Here is a 17,892-nt window from a genome sequence, read left to right as displayed (position 1 = left end):
TGGTCCCCCGATTATTTCAGTAATCGCCGTGTTCGCCGGACGGTTACGACCTTCCAGATGGAGCTTGGGATCAATACGAACCACGCAATGTGAATCGTCACTGAATTTGTAGATACTCGATGGCTGCTTCCGGCCCAGACTGTGTAAAAACGTTGGCATCGACCTTGCTGTGATTTGATGGATTCAAAATTAGTGGGGGACGCCAATGAAGCGTTTTATCCAGGGAGAGCATCGAGGCCAAAGCGCGCTGCTTCCCGAGAGCCTGGATGACTATGTGGCGGACACCAACCCGGTGTGGGTGGTCGATGTTTTCGTCGATGAACTCGACCTTGGCCAGCTGGGTTTCGACGGTGTCGTCCCGGCTGAAACAGGTCGGCCCGCCTACCATCCTGCCTACCTCCTGAAGATCTACATCTACGGCTATCTCAATCGCATCCAGTCCAGTCGCCGTCTCGAGCGCGAGGCTCAGCGCAACGTTGAGTTGATGTGGCTGACCGGACGCTTGATGCCGGACTTCAAGACCATCGCCAACTTCCGCAAGGATAACGGCAAGGCAATCCGCGGCGTCTGTAGGCAGTTCGTGGTGCTGTGCCAGCAGCTTGGCCTGTTCTCTGAAGCGCTTGTGGCCATCGATGGCAGCAAGTTCAAGGCGGTCAACAACCGCGACCGCAACTTCACCAGCGCCAAGCTTCAGCGGCGAATGGAGGAGATCGAGTCCAGCATCAATCGCTACCTGACCGCACTGGATACTGCAGATCGTCAGGAACCTCCCGTGGCGCAGGTCAAAGCAGAACGCCTCCACGACAAGATCGCGACCTTGAAAACCAAGCTGCAGGAGCTCAAGGAAATCGAGGTTCAGCTCAACGAAACACCGGATAAACAGATCTCCCTGACCGATCCCGATGCCCGTTCGATGAAGACCCGGGGCACCGGAATGGTCGGCTACAACGTGCAGGCGGCGGTCGACGCGAAGCACCACCTGATCGTGACGCACGAGGTCACGAACAACGGGGTCGATCGAGACCAACTGAGCGCCATGGCCAAGCAGGCGCGAGAGGCCATGGGTGCCGAGGAACTCTCGGCGGTCGCAGACAGAGGCTACTTCAAAGGCGAAGAAATCCTTGCCTGTCATGAGGCTGGAATCACTGTTTTCGTGCCCAAGACGCTGACCTCGGGAGCGACAGCGATTGGCCGCTTTGGCAAAGGTGATTTCATCTATGACGCAGCCAAGAACGAGTACCGATGCCCGGCTGGGCAAAGCCTGATCTGGCGTTTTTCAAGCGTCGAGAAAGGGCTGAAGCTGCACCGCTACTGGAGTTCGCATTGCCAAGGTTGCGCGTTGGAAGAGTACTGTACGCCTAGCTCAGAACGCCGAGTGAGCCGCTGGGAGCATGAGGCAGTGCTCGAGGCGATGCAGAATCGTCTGGATCAAGCGCCCGAGATGATGCGAACCCGCCGCCAAACGGTCGAGCACCCGTTCGGCACGCTGAAGTCCTGGATGGGCGCCACCCACTTCCTCACCAGAACGCTCGACCGGGTGAGCACCGAGATGAGCCTGCATGTGCTCGCCTACAATCTCAAACGCGTTTTGCGCTTGATGGGTAGCGATGCATTGATGGCAGCGATGAAGGCCTGAGGCCTGAGGCCTGTTTTACGACTCTTGCCGCCCTCCAGCAGGCGCGCCGAAGCCGAAAAGTACCATAACAACCAGAATCACCGATTGCGCCTGAGTGGACCTCCGACGGCCTCCGGGACACTGAGAAAATCCCGGGCAGTTGATTGCCATCGCTTGCTGCGTTTTTACACAGTCTGGGCCAAAAGCGGTCGGTAGTGACAGGCAGAATCCGGCCAGGGACTGACGTTCAAACGCGTCTACGAAAACTAGACGATTCAGGGTGTATGTGTCGGCGCGTAAGGTAACTTCGCTCGAGACGGGCCGGATCTTCTCTCAGCCTTAGGTTGAACATCCTTCCCCTGCCACTTGGGCAAAAGACACGGTTTTCGGTGTCACGTCCCCAATGACCGTGCCTGGACTGACCCACAGTTGAAGCACCCCAGCTTTTGCCTTGGTTTCTGCTCCATCCCATTTCGTACACTTGGGAAATTTGCCCAGTGGGGTTTTGAGTGCGATCGATATATTCCTCGCAATAAACTGATCTTGTTTGAAAAAATATCGAATTTCCGTGTCTGCTGGAGCCTGTGTCCCATCCGTTGAATACACCGCATGTGTTCTGAACTGCGGGCCAAAGTAGCGAGTGAACAACGGCGGTGTATCCACATTGCACGCTGATTGATGAGCAATCAGGCAATACTGACCACTACCGCTCCCTTGGCATGCCCTGCTTCGACATAGGTAAAAGCATCGGCGATCTCGGCGAAGGGAAAGACACGGTCGATGACGGGGCGGATCGTGCCGGCCTCCAGAAGTGGTGTCAGCTGCTCCAGTTGCTCACCGCTCGCACGCATGAAGTGAAACGCGTAACGAATGTTATGAAGCCGGGCTTTGCGCCGAATACTGGAGCTCAGGACGGACATCACTAATCTGAGCACCGGATTCAACCCTTGGGCTTTCGCGAAATCCGCATCCGGCGGGCCTGAAACCGAGATGAGTTGCCCACTTGGCCGCAGCACACCCACGGACTTGGCGAGTGTGGCCTTATCCTGAGTATTGATGACGACATCGTAACCATCGAGCAGGGACTCGAACTGCTCGGCTTGGTAGTTCATGGCCACATCCGCGCCCAGGCTCGTGACCAATGCAAGGTTGTTTGGCCCGGCGGTGGTCGCCACCTCAGCGCCGAGATGTTTCGCTAGCTGGATGGCAATGGTGCCGAATCCACCGGACCCGGCATGGATCAGCACTTTCTAACCGAGTTTGACCTGGGCGCGCTCGACCAGCACCTGCCAGGCGGTAAGGCCAACGAGCGGAATTGAAGCCGCCTCCTCCATCGTCAGATTTTTCGGCTTGGTGGCCAGATCAGCCTCATTGACCGCTATGAATTCTGCGAACGTGCCAATGGCTCCGTCGCGCGGGCGCCCATACACGGCGTCGCCGGGCTTGAACCGCCTGACGGCGGAACCGACCTGCTCCACGACACCGGCCAGATCGTGACCCAGAACGAAGGGTGTCCGGTAGGGCAATATCGGCTTGAATGCGCCTGCCGCAATTTTGCTATCCAGCGGATTAATGCTTGCAGCATGGACCTTGACGAGCACTTGATCGTTCTTGAGGACCGGCGTTGGCATCTCGCCAATACGCCGGGCTGCTGCACTTTTGTATTGATCAATAATGAACGCTTTCATGACAGGGCAACCTTGGTGTGGGTCAGGCGGACGATAACCGGGATGAACACCAGTAGCGCCAGCGCCGAGCCAACGGTCATCGTGGCTGCCAGAGCGGTTGTTGGCGGTAATGGCAGAACGCTCGCCGCTGTAGCACCGATCGCCGCACAGGCCATCTGCAGAAATCCCAGCAGCGCTGAAGCCAGTCCAGCGTTGTGCGAAAAGGGTTGCAGCGTGATCGCCGTACCCAGCGGGTTGAGAAAGCCCATGCCGAGAAGAAACAACCCAAGGCCAGCGGTGATCGACAACAAGCTCGGTGATGCAGCCAGGGTCAAAATCACCAGACTACCAATCAGTGCAATCACCGCGCCGATCATCACAGCCCAGGATTGACCCCACCTGCGCGCCAGTCGCGGAGCGAGGAACCCGGCGCCAAAAACGATAAACACGGTAGCCGCGAAATACAGCGCAAGCTGCAATCCGGTCAGCCCAAGCTCACTGATAAGAATGGCCGGCGCGGTCGCAAAAAAGGCGAAGAGCATGCCGATGGTCAGGCTGACCGACAGTGCGGGGTAGATAAAACGGCGATCGCGTGCGAGCGCAGCATAGGCTACGACGACCGTACGGAACCGAAGCGGCTGTTTTGCATTGCTCGGCTGCGTTTCGCCCATGCTTCGCAGATAAAAAATCCCGAGCGCCAGGGCGAACAAACCAACGCCAGCGAATATGAAGCGCCAGCCCAGTAGCGCACCGAGCCCAGTACCGACGAGCGGCGAGAAGCCAGGTGCTGCAGCCATGGCGATCATGATTAACGCCAATACTCGTGCAAGTGCCTCACCATCGAATAAATCACGTGCTATCGCCCGTGCCAGGACGGACGCGGCACAGGCGCCCAAGGCCTGGATAACGCGGCCCAAAATCAAGATATCCAGAGTTTGCGATAGGGCACACAGCGCGCTGCCAGCAACGAAGGTCACCAGGCCGCCGACCACCAAAGGCATGCGGCCGAAACGATCGGCCAGCGGCCCGACGAAAAGCTGCCCCAGGGCAAACGCGATGAAAAAGCTGCTCAATGTCAGTCCGAGATCGCGTGGCTCCACGCCAAGACTGGCGCTCATGCTGGGGAATACCGGCAGGATCACATTCGTTGCCAGCGATCCCATGGCGGCCAGCCCCGCTAGCAAAAAAAGAATCGATCCAGTCAGGACTCGTGGTGAATCGGAGGTCGGTTTCACAGGCGTTCTCTTTACAGTGACGGCGTTCTGACCCAGGGCGTTTGCTCTTCAGGCGACCGACACCTTGACAAAGCCGATGGAACTTGTGACTCTCATCATAAGAGTTACTAAAGGAATGTCAAATGAAAACCAAATCCTTTGCTGGTATGCGCTGCTCGGTGGCGGGCGCGCTGGAGATCATCGGTGATCGCTGGATCCTATTGTTGCTGCGCGATCTCGGCCTCGGACTGTCGCGGTATGACGACTTCCGAAAGAGCTGTGGTATCCCGACGACGACGCTATCCAAGCGGCTGCAATCGCTGGAAGAGCACGGCGTTGTCAAGCGAACCCGCTACAACGAGCGGCCGCCGCGCGACGAATACCACCTGACCGAAAAAGGCCGGGATCTCTGGAAGGTCACAACCGCCCTGCGTGAATGGGGTGATCGCTGGGATGCCTCTGGCTATGGCGCGCCGACCATCGAAGTTGTTGATCGTGAGACGGAAAACGAATTACGCCTCGCCCTTGTCGATCCGAAGACCGGCCAGGTCGTTCCGCGCGACAGGATCTGGTTGCGCCCCGGACCCGGCGCGGATGCGCACGTCCACGCCTTGTTGAACACATATAAGGGTAAGACCGAAAAATGAGTTAGAGGAGAAGGCCCGTGAATCCTTGATTTGAGCGCCTTCTCGGATCGGCCGTGGTTGAACCACCAGTAAACAACGGGTTACCCGTCATTTATCTTCAGGAGACATACAGATGGCAGATACGGCGCTTGAAGCCCTCGTCGTAGGCGAGCATAGGAGCGCGCAGAACATTGCTCGCAACGACGCACGTCACCCGGTCGAGACGTTGAATTTTTTCGGTTTGCAGCCCGAGATGACAGTGCTCGAAGTCCTCCCGGCGTTGGGTTGGTACACAGAAATCCTGGCCCCCTATGTTGCGGAACGTGGACGCCTGTACGTTGCTCATTTCTCCCCTGATGGGCTCATGCCGTACATGCCCAAGGTGCTGGAAATGTATGAAAACCGTGTAGTACGTCAGCCGGAGATCTTCGGCAAGGTCACGGTGCGCCATATCAATCCGCCCAAGGAGATCAGCGTTACGCCCCCGGGGACCGCGGATTTGGCGTTGACCTTTCGCAATGTACACAACTGGATCATGGCGGATCAGGAGCATGAGTATTTCGCCGCATTTTTCCAGGCGCTGAAACCGGGCGGCGTCCTCGGCATCGTGGAGCACCGTGCCCGGCCCGACGCTGATATGCAAAGCATGCGCACCAGCGGCTATGTCACGGAAGCCTACGTCAAAGAGATCGCGCAACGCGCCGGATTTGTGTTCGAAGCGCCCAGTGAAATCAACGCGAATCCTTTAGACACTACGGAGCATCCGCACGGCATCTGGTCCCTGCCCCCGTCCCTGCGTTCGGGTGACGAAGACAAGTACACAGCCATCGGCGAAACCGATCGAATGACGCTGAAGTTTCGCAAACCCATAGATTCCACAAGCAAGTGATAATGGATAGGAGTACACACCTCATGAACCATTCTTCCCAACAACCTCTGGCGCTGATCACCGGCGTTGGCCCAGGCGTGGGTACATCGCTGGTCCGTCGTTTCGCAGAGGCTGGCTATCGCGTGGCGATGATCGCGCGTGATACTGACCGCCTTGCCGAGCTTGAGGCAGAGATCCCCAGCGCCTTTGCCATGCCTTGTGATGTGACAGATACCCAGGCACTCCAGCAGGTTATCGACCAAATCGGCGCACCTAAAGTTGTTGTACACAATGCGGTCGGCGGTTCTTTTGCGCCTTTTCAGGAGACCGATCCTGCAGTGCTGCAGAAGAACTTCGAGATCAATACCATGGCCCTGCTGCACCTGGCGCAGATGGTCGCACCGGCGATGATAGAGGCTGGTGAGGGTTCGATCATTGTCACTGGAAACACCTCCGCACTGCGCGGCAAACCCAATTTTGCCGGCTTCGCGCCTACCAAGGCAGCGCAACGCATCCTCGCCGAGTCGCTGGCCAGGGACCTGGGTCCCAAGGGTGTCCACGTAGCTTATCTGGTGATTGATGCTGTGATTGATGTGCCTTGGGCGCGCAAGATGCACAGCGAAGCAGCGGATGATTTTTTCATCCAGCCCAAGAGCATCGCAGCAGAAGTGTTTCATTTGGCCCATCAACCTAAAGATGCCTGGACCTTTCTCTCTGAGGTTCGCCCCTACCATGAGAAATGGTAGGGCGCGGATACGAGAAGCCCTCAAGAGGCTTATGAACCGAGCGTGTTTGAACCAGGCCCGATTGGCAGAACAGCAAAGGGGACGGATCTATTTACAGTGCAGACCGGCAGCTTTCGACCGATTCTGTTGAAAAAGTCGGATTTTCTAGATCGCCTGAACTCAGGCACGACCATCAGCGGAAAACCTACTCACCACATTGAGTGGTTTTTCGGTTCTTCGTTGACCTTTGTAGCTTTGTTATTGGGTTAATTTGAGGTTTTTGCTTGGCGCAGGCGCACCTACCCCGTGATTGGTGGCCCTTGCGATGTAAGTTTGGCCAGCCGTCGCAGGTTTTGCACCGCAGCTGCCAGCGTGAACTCGTCGGTCGCACCACTCATGCCGCGTAGCCGCAAACGATCCAGTTTCAGGATGCGTTTGAGGTGGGCAAACAACATTTCGACTTTCTTGCGTTCGTGACGAGAGCGCTCGTACTCAGGCGTCGCTGCTATGCGCCGGGCCACATCACGAGCCGCTTCATGGACGCTGCGGGCGATCTTGCGAATCGAAGTGTTCGGGCAGCACTTGGCTTTCATCGGACACGCCGCGCAGTCGGTCTGTCTGGATCGGAAGATGATGGTGTTGGCTTTCGTGACGTGCGAACGCTCGTTCTTGAAGGCTCACCATTCGCTACGTAATGCGTTGCCGGCTGGGCAGCGATATTCCTCAATCTCTTCATTCCAGTGGAAATCGTTGCTCGAGAAACTGTCGTTCTTGCGCTCGGTTTTGTCCCACACCGGCACATGAGGCTCGATGTCTTTTTCCTCCACCATCCAGGCCAGCATTGGCGCTGTACCGTAAGCGGTGTCGCCAATGAGGCGTTCCGGTTTGATGTCGAACTGCGCTTCAACGCGCTCGATCATTATCTTGGTGCTCTCGACTTCTGCGCTTCGATGAGCAGGCGTGGGTTCCACATCCACGATTACGCCATGCTCGGTATCGATCAGGTAGTTCGTGGAGTAGGCGAAGAACGCTGGACCGCCTGGAGCGGCCGTCCAGCGGGCTTGAGGATCCGTCAACGATAGGCGTTTCGGTAGCGTTTCGGCCAAAGCCTCTTCATCAAGTGCCTCAAGGTATTCACGTACAGCACGGGTGCTGAGCGACGGATCACTCCAGTTGACCTCCTCATCACCCGGCACGCCACGCTGTCTGCTCGCATCCGCTTTGATGATGCTGGCGTCCACGGCAAATCCCTCGCCCTTGACCAAGCCTGCGTCCATGCAGCGACGCAGCACTTCATTGAACAACCAGCGAAACAGATCGCTATCGCGGAAACGACCGTGTCGATTTTTGGAAAACGTTGAGTGATTGGGCACTTCATCCTCAAGGCTCAATCGGCAGAACCAGCGATAGGCCAGGTTCAAATGGGCCTCTTCACACAACCTTCTTTCTGAGCGAATGCCATACCAATAGCCCACGATCAGCATGCGGATCATCAGTTCAGGATCAATCGACGGACGCCCAATCGGGCTATAGAAATCGGCGAGGTGATGGCGCAGGTCGCTCAGATCGAGGCATTGATCAATGCTGCGCAGGAGGTGATTGGCTGGGATGTGATCTTCAAGGTTGAACGAGTAAAACAGTCGCTCCTGCCCACTCGATAACTGTCCCATCATGCTGGTGATCCCCCTCCGGCCAATAAAGAGATTTTGCCGCAGGTCAGACAGAGGAGCTACTTTTTCAACAGAATCGACCCAAAGCCGCCGTTGGGGATCGGTAGAAACCGGCCAAAAGCGGACCTTTACCTAGGCTCGATTGCGACGTTCGGAGGCGTCCACAAAACCGGGGACGATTCAATGCGCTGAAGAAATTGAAGGAACTCTGAGCGTATGTTTGGGCTCGCGGACTTTAGGATTTATCGTCCTATGGTCGCTTCTGCAGTGCCACGGTTGAAAAAAACGCGGTCTCCAGTATCAAGACCGCGCTCACGCTTAATCGTCAGAATGCCATGCCAACTTCCGGCGGATTTTTGAAGATGCCATGGGTATGCCGCCGCATCGTTATGTTCTGAGTGTGTGGCTGGAGCAGGCGCGCAAGCTGCTGAGCATGTCCAGTATGCCGATTGCGCGCATTGCCCAGGAGAGCGGGTTCAGCAGCCAAAGCCACCTGACGGCCTGTTTTCGGGCTGCGCACGCGGTGACGCCAGCCAAGTATCGTACGGCCGTAGCTGCTGGCACCGAGCGGTAAAGCACGACTTGCCGAGTGCGGGGCGTGGCCCGCTCGGCGTCTGCTGCACCTCAGAGATAGCCAAGCTTGCGGGCGCTGCCAAGCATCACCTTCTGCAACAGGCGCCGCGAGATGCGCTTGAGGTGAAAGGTCAGGCGCGCATAGGGGCCGCTGAGCACCAGGGTCTTGCCGGTTTTCACAGCTTGCAGCACGTCGTTGGCAACGACATCTGGGGAGCATCCTTCGCGGGCGTAGTAGTTCTGCAGGTGCTGCAACTGCGCCGAGGTCATGCCCGGGGTAGTAGCGCTGCTGGTGGAGATGGCGGTGTTGATCACCCCCGGACAGACGTCGGTGACCACGATCTCGCTGCCGGCCAGTTCCAGGCGCAGCACATCGCTGAAACCGGCGACGGCAGCCTTGGAGGCCGCATAGGCTGCCATGGACGGTGCCGGGGCGAAGCTCGCTGCGGAGGAGACATTGACCACCTGGCGCGCGCCGCCAGCGGCCAGCATGTGCGGGATGAACAGGTGGCAGCCGTAGACCACGCCCATCAGGTTGACGTTGATCACCCGCTGCCAGTGGGCCAGGTCGCTGTCGAGGAACTTGCCGAGGTGGACGATGCCGGCATTGTTGTAGAGCACGTCAGGTGCCCCCAGTTCGGCGATCACCTGCTCGCAGAAGGTCCGCATGGCCGCTTCGCTGCTGACGTCGACCGTGTAAATGTGGCATTGCACACCCAACGCGTGGATTTCCTCCTGCAGGCTCCGCAGTGCTTCGAGCTGCAAGTCGCTGGCGATGATGTGGGCACCCTCGCGGGCGAAGGTAATGGCGGACGCGCGGCCGATGCCGGAGGCCGCGCCAGTGATCAGGATCTGTTTGCCTTGCAGTTGCGCAATTGCCATGGGTAGCTCGCTGGTTGGAATGTCTGTCGGTGAGGTCTGTGGATCAGGCATTGATTGGCTTGATGGACGGCGATTGGGTTCAGCTCTGCTCCTCGAGCAACGTCATCGCCAGTTCGTCGAGATCGAGCACCGCGCGACTGAGGTAGAACTCGGCACCGCCCTGCGCGCGACCTTTATCCTGCTGCAGTTCGGCGCGCACGAAGCGGTAGCTGGCCCTGATCTTGGCCAGCACCTCGGCGTGCGTGGAATGCTCGACCAGCAGGCCATCGAAACGCTGTTCGATGGCGCTGTCGAGGGCCTGCACCTGCGCAGGCGTCAGGGCAAATCCAGTCTTGTCCTGCAGCGGGTAGCGGCGCAGCTGGTAGTCCAGTAACAGGCTGGCCAGGGCCTGGCTCAGCGCGTTGAGCGGTTGCACCGGGGCCGCCGCGACCAGGCCCGGCTGCGCGCGTGCGTAGCTATCGGTGGCCTGCTGCAGCTGCCGATTCGCTACCAGCAGTTGCCGTACCAGTTCTGGATAGCGCTCGTGTTGGGCGCGCGGCAAGTTGTCCAGCTCGGCGAACAGGCCTTTCAAGGCGTGCAGCGGCTGCGCCAGCAGGTCCGGCTGGCCGAGCTGCACGACATGGGTCTCGAGGGTATTGAGGTGGTGAAAGACTGCAGTCAGGCTGCGTGGGTCGGGGCTGCGCTCCTGCGGATCGAAATAGACCATGGCACTGGCGCACAGCAGCCGACTGCGGCTGCCGACTTCGCTGAGTTGCTGGGCACTGCGCGCATCGCCCCAAGCCAGCGGACTCATCAGGTACAGCAGGCACAACAGCACTGGCGTTCGCATCTTCTCCATCCTCGGTTCTGGTTGTTATGGACAGTCTTGAGGTTCAAGGTGCTTCGGCGCGGCAACAGCAACAGGCTGGTACCACCGGCTCATGTCACCGCCTCGGTTTTGCGCTTGGCAGGCACGGTGCCATCCGCCGGAATCGGCTTCATCTGCGCCTGAGCCGGCAGCAGGAAGTGCGACAGCGCCGGGATCAGGATCAGCGCGCCGAGCATGTTCCAGACAAACATGAAGGTCAGCAGGATGCCCATGTCGGCCTGGAACTTGATCGGCGACCAGGCCCAGGTGATCACCCCGGCGGCCAGGGTGATGCCGACCAGGCCGACCACCCGCCCGGTGAAGGCCACCGCGTTCTTGTAGGCCGCCGACAGCGACAGGCCCTGGCGCTGGAAGTGCAACTGCACGCTGAGCAGGTACAGCGCATAGTCGATACCGATGCCCACGCCGAGGGCGATCACCGGCAGGGTCGCGACCTTGACGCCGATGCCCATGTACACCATCAGCGCCTCGCAGAGGATCGAGGTGAGCACCAGCGGCAGTATCGCCACTACGGCCGCACGCCAGCTGCGAAAGGCGATCAGGCAGAAGATGATCACCGCGGTGTAGACATAGAGCAGCATGGTGCGGTTGGCCTCGCGCACCACGATGTTGGTCGCCGCCTCGATGCCGGCGCTGCCGGCGGCGAGCAGGAACTGGCGATCCTCGCTGCTGTTGTCCTCGGCGAAGCGCTCGGCGATGGCCACTACTTCGTCGAGGGTCTCGGCCTTGTGGTCGGCCAGGTAGGCGATCACCGGCATCAGCGAGCAGTCGGTGTTGAACAGTTCCGGCGCGTTGACCGAGGCCTGCTGCGCGGCGTAGTTGAGCATGTCCTGGTTGCGCTGGATGCTGCTCAGCTTGGGGTTGCCCTCGAACGAGCCGGCGGTGATCTGGCGTACCGCGTTGACCAGCGACACGGTGGTCTGCACCTGCGGATGCTGCTGCAGTTCCCAGGCCAGGCGGTCGGCCAGGACCAGGGTCCGGTAGTTCAGGCAGCCTTCCGGGCCGGTCTTGATCATCACCGCGAACATGTCGCTGGACAGCGCGTAGTGGCTGGTGATGTAGGCGTTGTCGCGGTTGTAGCGCGAGTCCTTGCGCAGCTCCGGGGCACCGCTGTCGAGGTCGCCGATCTTCAGTTGCAGGCTGACGACGAAACCGCCGATGCCCAGCAGCACGGCGACCAGCACCGCGCCGGTCGCCCACTTGGGCGTGGTGAACAGGTCGAGCAGGTCCCACAGCTTGCCCAGGCCGCGATGCTGGGTGGCGTGGGCGTCGATGATCAGCGCGCGCTCGGCTGCCTTGGCGCTGACGCCGACATAGGACAGCGCCACCGGCATCGTCAGCAGGGTGGTGAAGATCAGCACGGCCACGCCGATGCTGGCGGTGATCGCCAGCTCCTGGATCACCGGGATATCGATCAGCATCAGCACGGCGAAACCCACCGCGTCGGACAGCAGCGCGGTGACCCCGGCGATGAACAGGCGGCGGAAGGTGTAGCGCGCCGCCACCAGCTTGTGGGTGCCCTGGGCGATGTCCTGCATGATGCCGTTCATCTTCTGCGAGGCGTGCGACACGCCGATGGCGAAGATCAGGAAGGGCACCAGGATCGAGTAGGGATCGATCGCATAGCCCAGCCAGGAGACGATGCCCAGCTGCCAGACCACCGCCATCAGCGAACAGCCGATCACCAGCAGGGTGCTGCGCAGGCAGCGGGTGTACAGCAGGATGATGCAGAAGGCACTGAGCACGGCGACGCCGAAGAACATCATGACCTGGATCAGGCCGTCGATCAGGTCGCCGATCAGCTTGGCGAAGCCGATCACGCGGATCTTGATCTTGCCGCTGCCTTCCGCGTCGGCCTGCAGCGCGCCACCGCCGGCGAACTCGTACTGGTCGCGCAGTTTCTCCTCGAGCACCCGGGAGAACTGGTGGTAGTCGATGCCCTGACCGGTGGCCGAGTCCTTGTCGAGCAGCGGCACGATCAGCATGCTCGACTTGAAATCGCTGGCCACCAGGCTGCCGACGATGCCGGCACGGTTGATGTTCTGCCGCAGCAGCTCGATGTCCGCCGGCGTGCCGCTGTAGGTGTCGGGCATCACCGGCCCGCCCTGGAAGCCTTCCTCGGTGACTTCGGTCCAGCGTACGCCCGGGCTCCACAGCGACTTCATCCAGGCGCGGTCGACGCCGGCGGTGAGGAACAGTTCGTCGTTGACCTGCTTGAGCACCTCCAGGTACTCGGGGTCGTAGATGTCGCCCTCGGTGTTCTCCACCACCACCCGCACCGAGTTGCCCAGGCCACGCAGCGCGGCGCGGTTTTCCAGGTAGTTCTGGATGTACGGCTGGCTCTGCGGAATCATCTTCTCGAAGCTGGGGCGCATCTCCAGGCGGGTCACGGCCATGTAGCCCAGCAGCAGGGTGACCAGCGCCATGAGCACGACGAACAGCGGACGGTGGTTGAACACCAGGCGTTCCAGCAGGTTGCCGGTGCGCGTGTCGAAGTCACGCAGGTGGGCAATCACCGGCATGGTGTCTTGCTTCATATTGCCCATGTCAGGGTACTCGCTCTAATTGTTCTGTTATTCGGCGGACAGCGTGCGCGCGCCACGGGCGCCCACCAGCACCAGCGCACCAGCGCCGGCCAATACGGCGCCGGCCACCGGCGACTGGCCCTGCTGCGGCAGAATCTGCAGGGCCGTCTGTCCGTTGCTGGCCAGCAGACGGTGCCCGGCCTGGGTGAACAGCTGGTAGCGGCCGCCGTCATCGAGCACGCCGGCGGTGATGCTGACCTGCAGCTCGGTATCACGCTGCGTCCAGCTCTGGCCACCGTCACGGCTGTGGAACACGTGGCCGCGCAGGCCGTAGACCAGCACCTCGCCGGGCCTGCCGATGACGCCAAAGTAGCTGCCCTGGTAGGGGGTGGCGATGGCGACGAAGCGTTCCTGCTCGGCATCCCACGTGCGCAGCAGGCCCTGTTCGCCGGCGAGGTACAGCGCGTCACCGGTGAAGGCGATGGCATTCAGGTGCAAGCCCTGCGGGTTGTCGGTGCGATCCTGCAGCGGCGTCCAGCTTTGGCCGCCGTCGCGGGTCGCGAGGATCAGGTTGAACACGCCGACCGCGTAACCGCGCTTGGCGTCGGCGAACCAGACGTCGAGAAACGGCTTGTCGGCGCCGTCGGCGGTCAGGCGCTCGCCTTCGGCCACCAGCAGTGGCCACTGCTCGTTGGCCGGCTCGGCGCTGGCCAGCGCGCCGTAATGCCTGACCAGCAAAGCGCCGATTTCACGGCCGTCGAGCTGCTTGTTCCAGGTCACACCGGCATCGCTGCTGTGCAGGATCACGCCATCGTTGCCCACCGCCCAGCCCAGCTCGGCGGTGGGGAAATGCACGGCATTCAGATCGGCGCTGACCGGCACGGCGGCCTGCTGCCAGGACTGGCCAGCATCATCGGAATAGAGAATGTGGCCACGCTGGCCAACGGCAACCAGACGCTCACCCGCACGGGTGACGTCCAGCAAGGGGCTGCGCTGCGCCAGGGCACTGGCCTTCGCGGGCAGTTCCAGTACATCGACAAAGCTGGCTGCCTGAGCGACACCCTGCACCAGCGTCAACGTGGCGCACAGCACGAGCAGTACGCATTTGTTGAAAGAACACATAGTGCGTCCTCTTGGAAAAGAGTCGCCGGAATGCATGGGCATGCACTCCGGCGCAAAGTCTGCCCGGCGTCGGACGGGCAGGCGGAGTAGCGTGAAACCTAGCTCAACGGATGCCAGCACCGGCCAGCGATTCGGAAGACCACTGGGCCTTGCTCAGCGGCTCGCTGTACTTGATGCCGCCATAGGGGCCGGTGAGGCCGCTGACGCTGTAGCTGCCACCGATCAGGTCATAGTTGACGTAGGGGGTGGCGTCAGGCACCTGCTGGTCGTAGCTCTGGCTGAGGAAGGTGAAGGCGCCCCGGTACAGCTGACCACGGGCGTCATACTGATCGGAGGCCAGGGCCACCCAGGTGTCCTCGTCCAGGTAGAAGCGGCGCTTGTGGTAGATGTGACGGGCGCCCTCCTTGAGGGTGGCTTCGACCACCCAGACGCGATGCTTCTCCCAGCGCACGGAACTCGGTTCGATGTGGTTGGGCGTGAGCAGCTTGTTGACGTCGGCCTCATAGGTCACCCGATAGGCGTTGTAGGGCACGATCAGCTCCTGCTTACCCACCAGTTTCCAGTCATAGCGGTCCAGCGCACCAAGAAAGACGAAGGCGTCATCGTAAGTCGCCGCACCGGCGGAGCCCGGGTCGGGGGTGTCGTAGGCCAGGCTCGGCGCCAGCTTGACCCGGCGCACGCCAGGCAGGTACTGCCAGGCGCGCCGCGGCTGGGCCAGTGGGTTGACCGCGTCACGTAGCACGATCGCTTCGCCGGCACGGCGGGCCGGGCCGGTGTACATCAGCTTGATCTGATAGTAAGTATCCTTGGCCTGCATCGGCTTGTTCAGGTCGTCGTATACCGCGTAGTTGACCCAGGCGTTGCCGGTGGCGGCCAGGCTGGGCCGGCCACTGCTGTCGACAAACCAGTTGTCGAACTTGCTGGAGATGTTCATGCCCTGGTAGCGCAGCAGGTGGTTCCACATGGCCTCGGCGCCGGACTGCGGGATCGGGAAGGGGGTGCCCGGCAGCGCGTTCTCGATGGCGTTGCCACCTTCCGCGGACTTGGTCGTGACGGCGTTCTTCAGGGTGTTGTCCAGCACACCCTGGGGAATGGAAGCACTGCGATGGGTCGGGTAGACCTCCATGCGGAAGCCGGGATAACGCTTGGCCAGTTCGACGGACACGGCAGTCAGCTGGTCTTTGTACTGCTCGACGTTCTTGCCGTCGATCACCAGCAGCGGCTTCTCGTTGGCGAACGGATCGGGACGCATGCTTTCGCCGGGCTTGTAGCTGGCCGGCGGGGTGGTCAGGCCGCCCTCGTAGGCCGGGATGGAGCCGTCGGCGTTGCCGGCCTTTTCCGCGCCGATCAGCGTCAGCTCGGTGCCGAGCTTGGCGGCTTCCGCGGTGGAGACGGCCGCCTGGGCCTGACCGGCGATGGCGATGGCCATGGAGGCGGCCAGCAGAGTGTGGATCAATTTCATCTGTGTTCTCCTGCTTGCGTCTGACGCAATGCGTAGATCAGAAGGTTGTCTTGAAGGTGAAGGTGACCATGCCGCGGTCTTTCAGCTGTGCCGGGGTACCGCCGAAGGAAGTGGCCTGGCCCACTGCACAGGCATAATTGCCGGCTGCGCCAGGAGCAGCACCGTCGGTACCGGTCTCGCAGGTATCGAAGGGGCCGAAGTTATCCACGTACTTGAGGTCGAAGCGGTATTTGGCGTACAGGTCGGCGGCGATGCCCACCGCGTAGCTGCCGGCGTCTTCGTTGCCGCCCGATTGCACGGCTGAATTGCCGTTGAGGCCGACGCTGTAGCTGAGTGGCAGGTACATGTCCATGCCCGGCAGCACCTGGTACCAGGTCGGAGTGAAGTTCACCCCCAGCACATAGTTGTCCTTGGTCACCTTGTCGGCGCCGCGGTACCAGTCTTCGCCCTTGAACAGTTGCTTGTTCTTGTCCACGCTCAGCCAGCGACTGTAGGCCACTTCACCGAGCAGGGTGGAGCTGTCCCACAACGGGGTATCGCCGAAGGTGGCAAGGCCGTTGACCACCAGGTGCAAGGTCTTGCCCTTGGCGACTGCATCGTCGCTGTCACCATCGAAGCTGGTGATGAAGCCGGGCATGCCCAAGGCGGCGGCTCCCGGAGACACGGTGGCAGCCACGCTGGCCAGCGGCATGTTCTCGCGGTAGTTCAGGTCCACACCGATCGACACGCCACCCAGGCTTTTCGACAGGCTGATACCGAAGATATCGATGTCATCGGCATAGAACTGGTTGTAGGTGCCGGCGTCGCCGGTGAGCGCAGCGCTGGGCAGCGGTACGGCATCGGGCAGGCCGGGATTGATTTGGCTCGGCGTGAGACCAAGGCCACTGAGACAGCCGCCGCCGGGCACTGCTGCACCACACAGATCGGTAGTAACCAGGGTCTGCGCCGTGTTCGGATTGATCACGATGTTCGGCAGAACGTCCGAGGTATTGCGGTAGTAGAAGCCCAGGCTGCCATCCAGCCACAGCGGCGCCCACTTCACATTCAGGCCGAAGTCACCCGTGTCGTCCGGAGTATAGGTCCGTCCGTTGTAGACTCTCAGGAAGTCAGCGCTCACCGCGCCGGGGATATTCGCGCCCAGGAAGGTGCCCGGCATGACTTGTTGCAAGGGGGTGAATCCAGAGGCGCCGAACAATGGGTTGGGCTGCGCAATCAGCGACAGGTTATGCCCGCCATTCTGGATGCCATCGTTGAACCCTAGGTAAGTTCCAGATTCCGGCAGGCGCGCTTCATCCCAGCCGAAGAAGTACTGGCCGGAGAAGTTCCATTCCTCGTTGAGGTTGAAGTTCACCAGCAACTGCTCGCGCGGGATGAACAGTTCCTTGGCCTCGGTGCCCGGAATCGCCAGCTGCTTGGCCACATCGATGCCGGCCTGGCCGTAGGCGATGCCATGAACGGCGGCAAACACGGTTTCGCCCCAGTAGCTGGTGGTCCTGCCCAGCTTGGAGCTGAGCAGGGAGCCGTCGCCGACCTCGACGCTGCCGAAGACGAAGGCATCGAGAATCTCGGAGGACGGACCGTTGTAATAACGGTCGGCATAGCCGCTGATGTGACGGGAGTCCGGTTGGCCGTCGTTGATCTGGTTGGTCGCCGGGTTATAGCTGCCGACCTTGTCATAGGCATGGTCGTACCAGGAGTTGGCGCTGACCCGGAAGCCCATCTGCTCTTTGAACACCACATCCAGTTCGGTCAGCACGTCGATGCGCTCGGACACCGGGCTGCCGGATGAGAAATTGCGGTTGCCGTCGTTGTTGTTCCACGAATTGGCCAACTTGGAGTTGGCGCTTTCCACACGCTGGGCGTAATTCAGCTTGAGCGTGTTGTCGAAGCGCACTGCCCAATCGTCACTGCCTGTGTCGAGTTCGAAGGCCTGGGCGGCTGGCATGGCGGCCGCCAGAATGGCCGAGGCCAGCAGGCTTTGCCGCAGGTTGAGGTGGCTGTTATTGCTCTTCATGGGCTGATGCACCTTTTTGTTGTCGTTGTTGGTTGTGTGGCAGACCTTTCGGACCTTTAAC

The 17,892-nt window shown here is 60.6% G+C and carries 12 protein-coding genes and 2 pseudogenes; 5 read left to right on the top strand and 9 right to left on the bottom strand.

Going from position 1 to position 17,892, the window contains the following annotated elements:
• Positions 1–205: 205 nt before the first annotated feature.
• Positions 206–1,636, top strand: a complete 1,431-nt coding sequence (locus G9C89_RS21545; RefSeq protein WP_172152053.1) for an IS1182 family transposase — start codon at positions 206–208, stop codon at positions 1,634–1,636.
• A gap of 665 nt (positions 1,637–2,301) precedes the next feature.
• Here the strand turns inward: G9C89_RS21545 and G9C89_RS21540 are convergent.
• Positions 2,302–3,303: pseudogene (locus G9C89_RS21540) on the bottom strand (NADP-dependent oxidoreductase).
• The gene (locus tag G9C89_RS21535; protein WP_218575961.1) at positions 3,300–4,517 is read right to left on the bottom strand and encodes a multidrug effflux MFS transporter; all 1,218 of its coding nucleotides are present in this window, start codon (positions 4,515–4,517) and stop codon (positions 3,300–3,302) included. The pseudogene G9C89_RS21540 and the gene G9C89_RS21535 overlap by 4 nt, the downstream one beginning before the upstream one ends.
• Positions 4,518–4,639: 122 nt before the next feature.
• Here G9C89_RS21535 and G9C89_RS21530 point away from each other — a divergent pair, with 122 nt between their 5' ends.
• From G9C89_RS21530 to G9C89_RS21520, 3 genes are all read left to right on the top strand, one after another.
• The gene (locus G9C89_RS21530; protein ID WP_172152051.1) at positions 4,640–5,143 is read left to right on the top strand and encodes a winged helix-turn-helix transcriptional regulator; all 504 of its coding nucleotides are present in this window, start codon (positions 4,640–4,642) and stop codon (positions 5,141–5,143) included.
• A gap of 112 nt (positions 5,144–5,255) precedes the next feature.
• Positions 5,256–6,011 carry a class I SAM-dependent methyltransferase gene (locus tag G9C89_RS21525; RefSeq protein WP_178115659.1) on the top strand — a complete coding sequence of 252 codons (756 nt, stop codon included), beginning with the start codon at positions 5,256–5,258 and terminating at the stop codon, positions 6,009–6,011.
• A 23-nt stretch (positions 6,012–6,034) separates the two neighbouring features.
• Complete coding sequence (locus tag G9C89_RS21520) at positions 6,035–6,736, top strand: SDR family NAD(P)-dependent oxidoreductase (protein ID WP_172152049.1); 702 nt, start codon at positions 6,035–6,037, stop codon at positions 6,734–6,736.
• A 278-nt stretch (positions 6,737–7,014) separates the two neighbouring features.
• Here the strand turns inward: G9C89_RS21520 and G9C89_RS21515 are convergent.
• Positions 7,015–8,388, bottom strand: a pseudogene (locus tag G9C89_RS21515) (transposase).
• Positions 8,389–8,737: 349 nt separating this feature from the next.
• Here G9C89_RS21515 and G9C89_RS25630 point away from each other — a divergent pair.
• Positions 8,738–8,959 (top strand): helix-turn-helix transcriptional regulator, encoded by a 222-nt coding sequence (locus tag G9C89_RS25630; RefSeq protein ID WP_390623856.1) that lies wholly within the window; start codon positions 8,738–8,740, stop codon positions 8,957–8,959.
• Positions 8,960–9,009: 50 nt separating this feature from the next.
• Here the strand turns inward: G9C89_RS25630 and G9C89_RS21505 are convergent, their stop codons facing one another.
• The 6 genes from G9C89_RS21505 to G9C89_RS21480 all read right to left on the bottom strand — a co-directional run bounded on the left by G9C89_RS21505 (position 9,010) and on the right by G9C89_RS21480 (position 17,831).
• A complete protein-coding gene (locus tag G9C89_RS21505; RefSeq protein ID WP_172152045.1) occupies positions 9,010–9,840 on the bottom strand; it encodes an SDR family NAD(P)-dependent oxidoreductase in 831 nt (276 codons plus the stop codon).
• A 79-nt stretch (positions 9,841–9,919) separates the two neighbouring features.
• The gene (locus tag G9C89_RS21500; protein ID WP_172152043.1) at positions 9,920–10,669 is read right to left on the bottom strand and encodes a hypothetical protein; all 750 of its coding nucleotides are present in this window, start codon (positions 10,667–10,669) and stop codon (positions 9,920–9,922) included.
• Between the two features lie 89 nt (positions 10,670–10,758).
• Positions 10,759–13,254: an efflux RND transporter permease subunit gene (locus tag G9C89_RS21495; RefSeq protein WP_172152041.1), complete on the bottom strand. Its 2,496-nt coding sequence runs from the start codon at positions 13,252–13,254 to the stop codon at positions 10,759–10,761.
• Between the two features lie 27 nt (positions 13,255–13,281).
• Positions 13,282–14,355 (bottom strand): WD40/YVTN/BNR-like repeat-containing protein, encoded by a 1,074-nt coding sequence (locus tag G9C89_RS21490; protein WP_172152039.1) that lies wholly within the window; start codon positions 14,353–14,355, stop codon positions 13,282–13,284.
• 103 nt (positions 14,356–14,458) lie between these two features.
• Positions 14,459–15,817 (bottom strand): DUF1329 domain-containing protein, encoded by a 1,359-nt coding sequence (locus G9C89_RS21485; RefSeq protein ID WP_172152037.1) that lies wholly within the window; start codon positions 15,815–15,817, stop codon positions 14,459–14,461.
• A 37-nt stretch (positions 15,818–15,854) separates the two neighbouring features.
• Positions 15,855–17,831, bottom strand: a complete 1,977-nt coding sequence (locus tag G9C89_RS21480) for a DUF1302 domain-containing protein (protein ID WP_172152035.1) — start codon at positions 17,829–17,831, stop codon at positions 15,855–15,857.
• Between the last annotated feature and the right edge of the window lie 61 nt (positions 17,832–17,892).

This window comes from Pseudomonas tumuqii, assembly GCF_013184545.1.
Classification (GTDB): domain Bacteria; phylum Pseudomonadota; class Gammaproteobacteria; order Pseudomonadales; family Pseudomonadaceae; genus Aquipseudomonas; species Aquipseudomonas tumuqii.
Note: the sequence above shows the minus strand (reverse complement) of the source record. Positions and strands in the feature narration are given on the sequence as shown.

Coding starts and splice junctions, on each gene's coding strand:
- G9C89_RS21545 (WP_172152053.1), top strand. CDS start 206: ATGAAGCGTTTTATCCAGGGAGAGCATCGAGGCCAAAGCGCGCTGCTT.
- G9C89_RS21530 (WP_172152051.1), top strand. CDS start 4,640: ATGAAAACCAAATCCTTTGCTGGTATGCGCTGCTCGGTGGCGGGCGCG.
- G9C89_RS21525 (WP_178115659.1), top strand. CDS start 5,256: ATGGCAGATACGGCGCTTGAAGCCCTCGTCGTAGGCGAGCATAGGAGC.
- G9C89_RS21520 (WP_172152049.1), top strand. CDS start 6,035: ATGAACCATTCTTCCCAACAACCTCTGGCGCTGATCACCGGCGTTGGC.
- G9C89_RS21505 (WP_172152045.1), bottom strand. CDS start 9,840: ATGGCAATTGCGCAACTGCAAGGCAAACAGATCCTGATCACTGGCGCG.
- G9C89_RS21500 (WP_172152043.1), bottom strand. CDS start 10,669: ATGCGAACGCCAGTGCTGTTGTGCCTGCTGTACCTGATGAGTCCGCTG.
- G9C89_RS21495 (WP_172152041.1), bottom strand. CDS start 13,254: ATGGGCAATATGAAGCAAGACACCATGCCGGTGATTGCCCACCTGCGT.
- G9C89_RS21490 (WP_172152039.1), bottom strand. CDS start 14,355: ATGTGTTCTTTCAACAAATGCGTACTGCTCGTGCTGTGCGCCACGTTG.
- G9C89_RS21485 (WP_172152037.1), bottom strand. CDS start 15,817: ATGAAATTGATCCACACTCTGCTGGCCGCCTCCATGGCCATCGCCATC.
- G9C89_RS21480 (WP_172152035.1), bottom strand. CDS start 17,831: ATGAAGAGCAATAACAGCCACCTCAACCTGCGGCAAAGCCTGCTGGCC.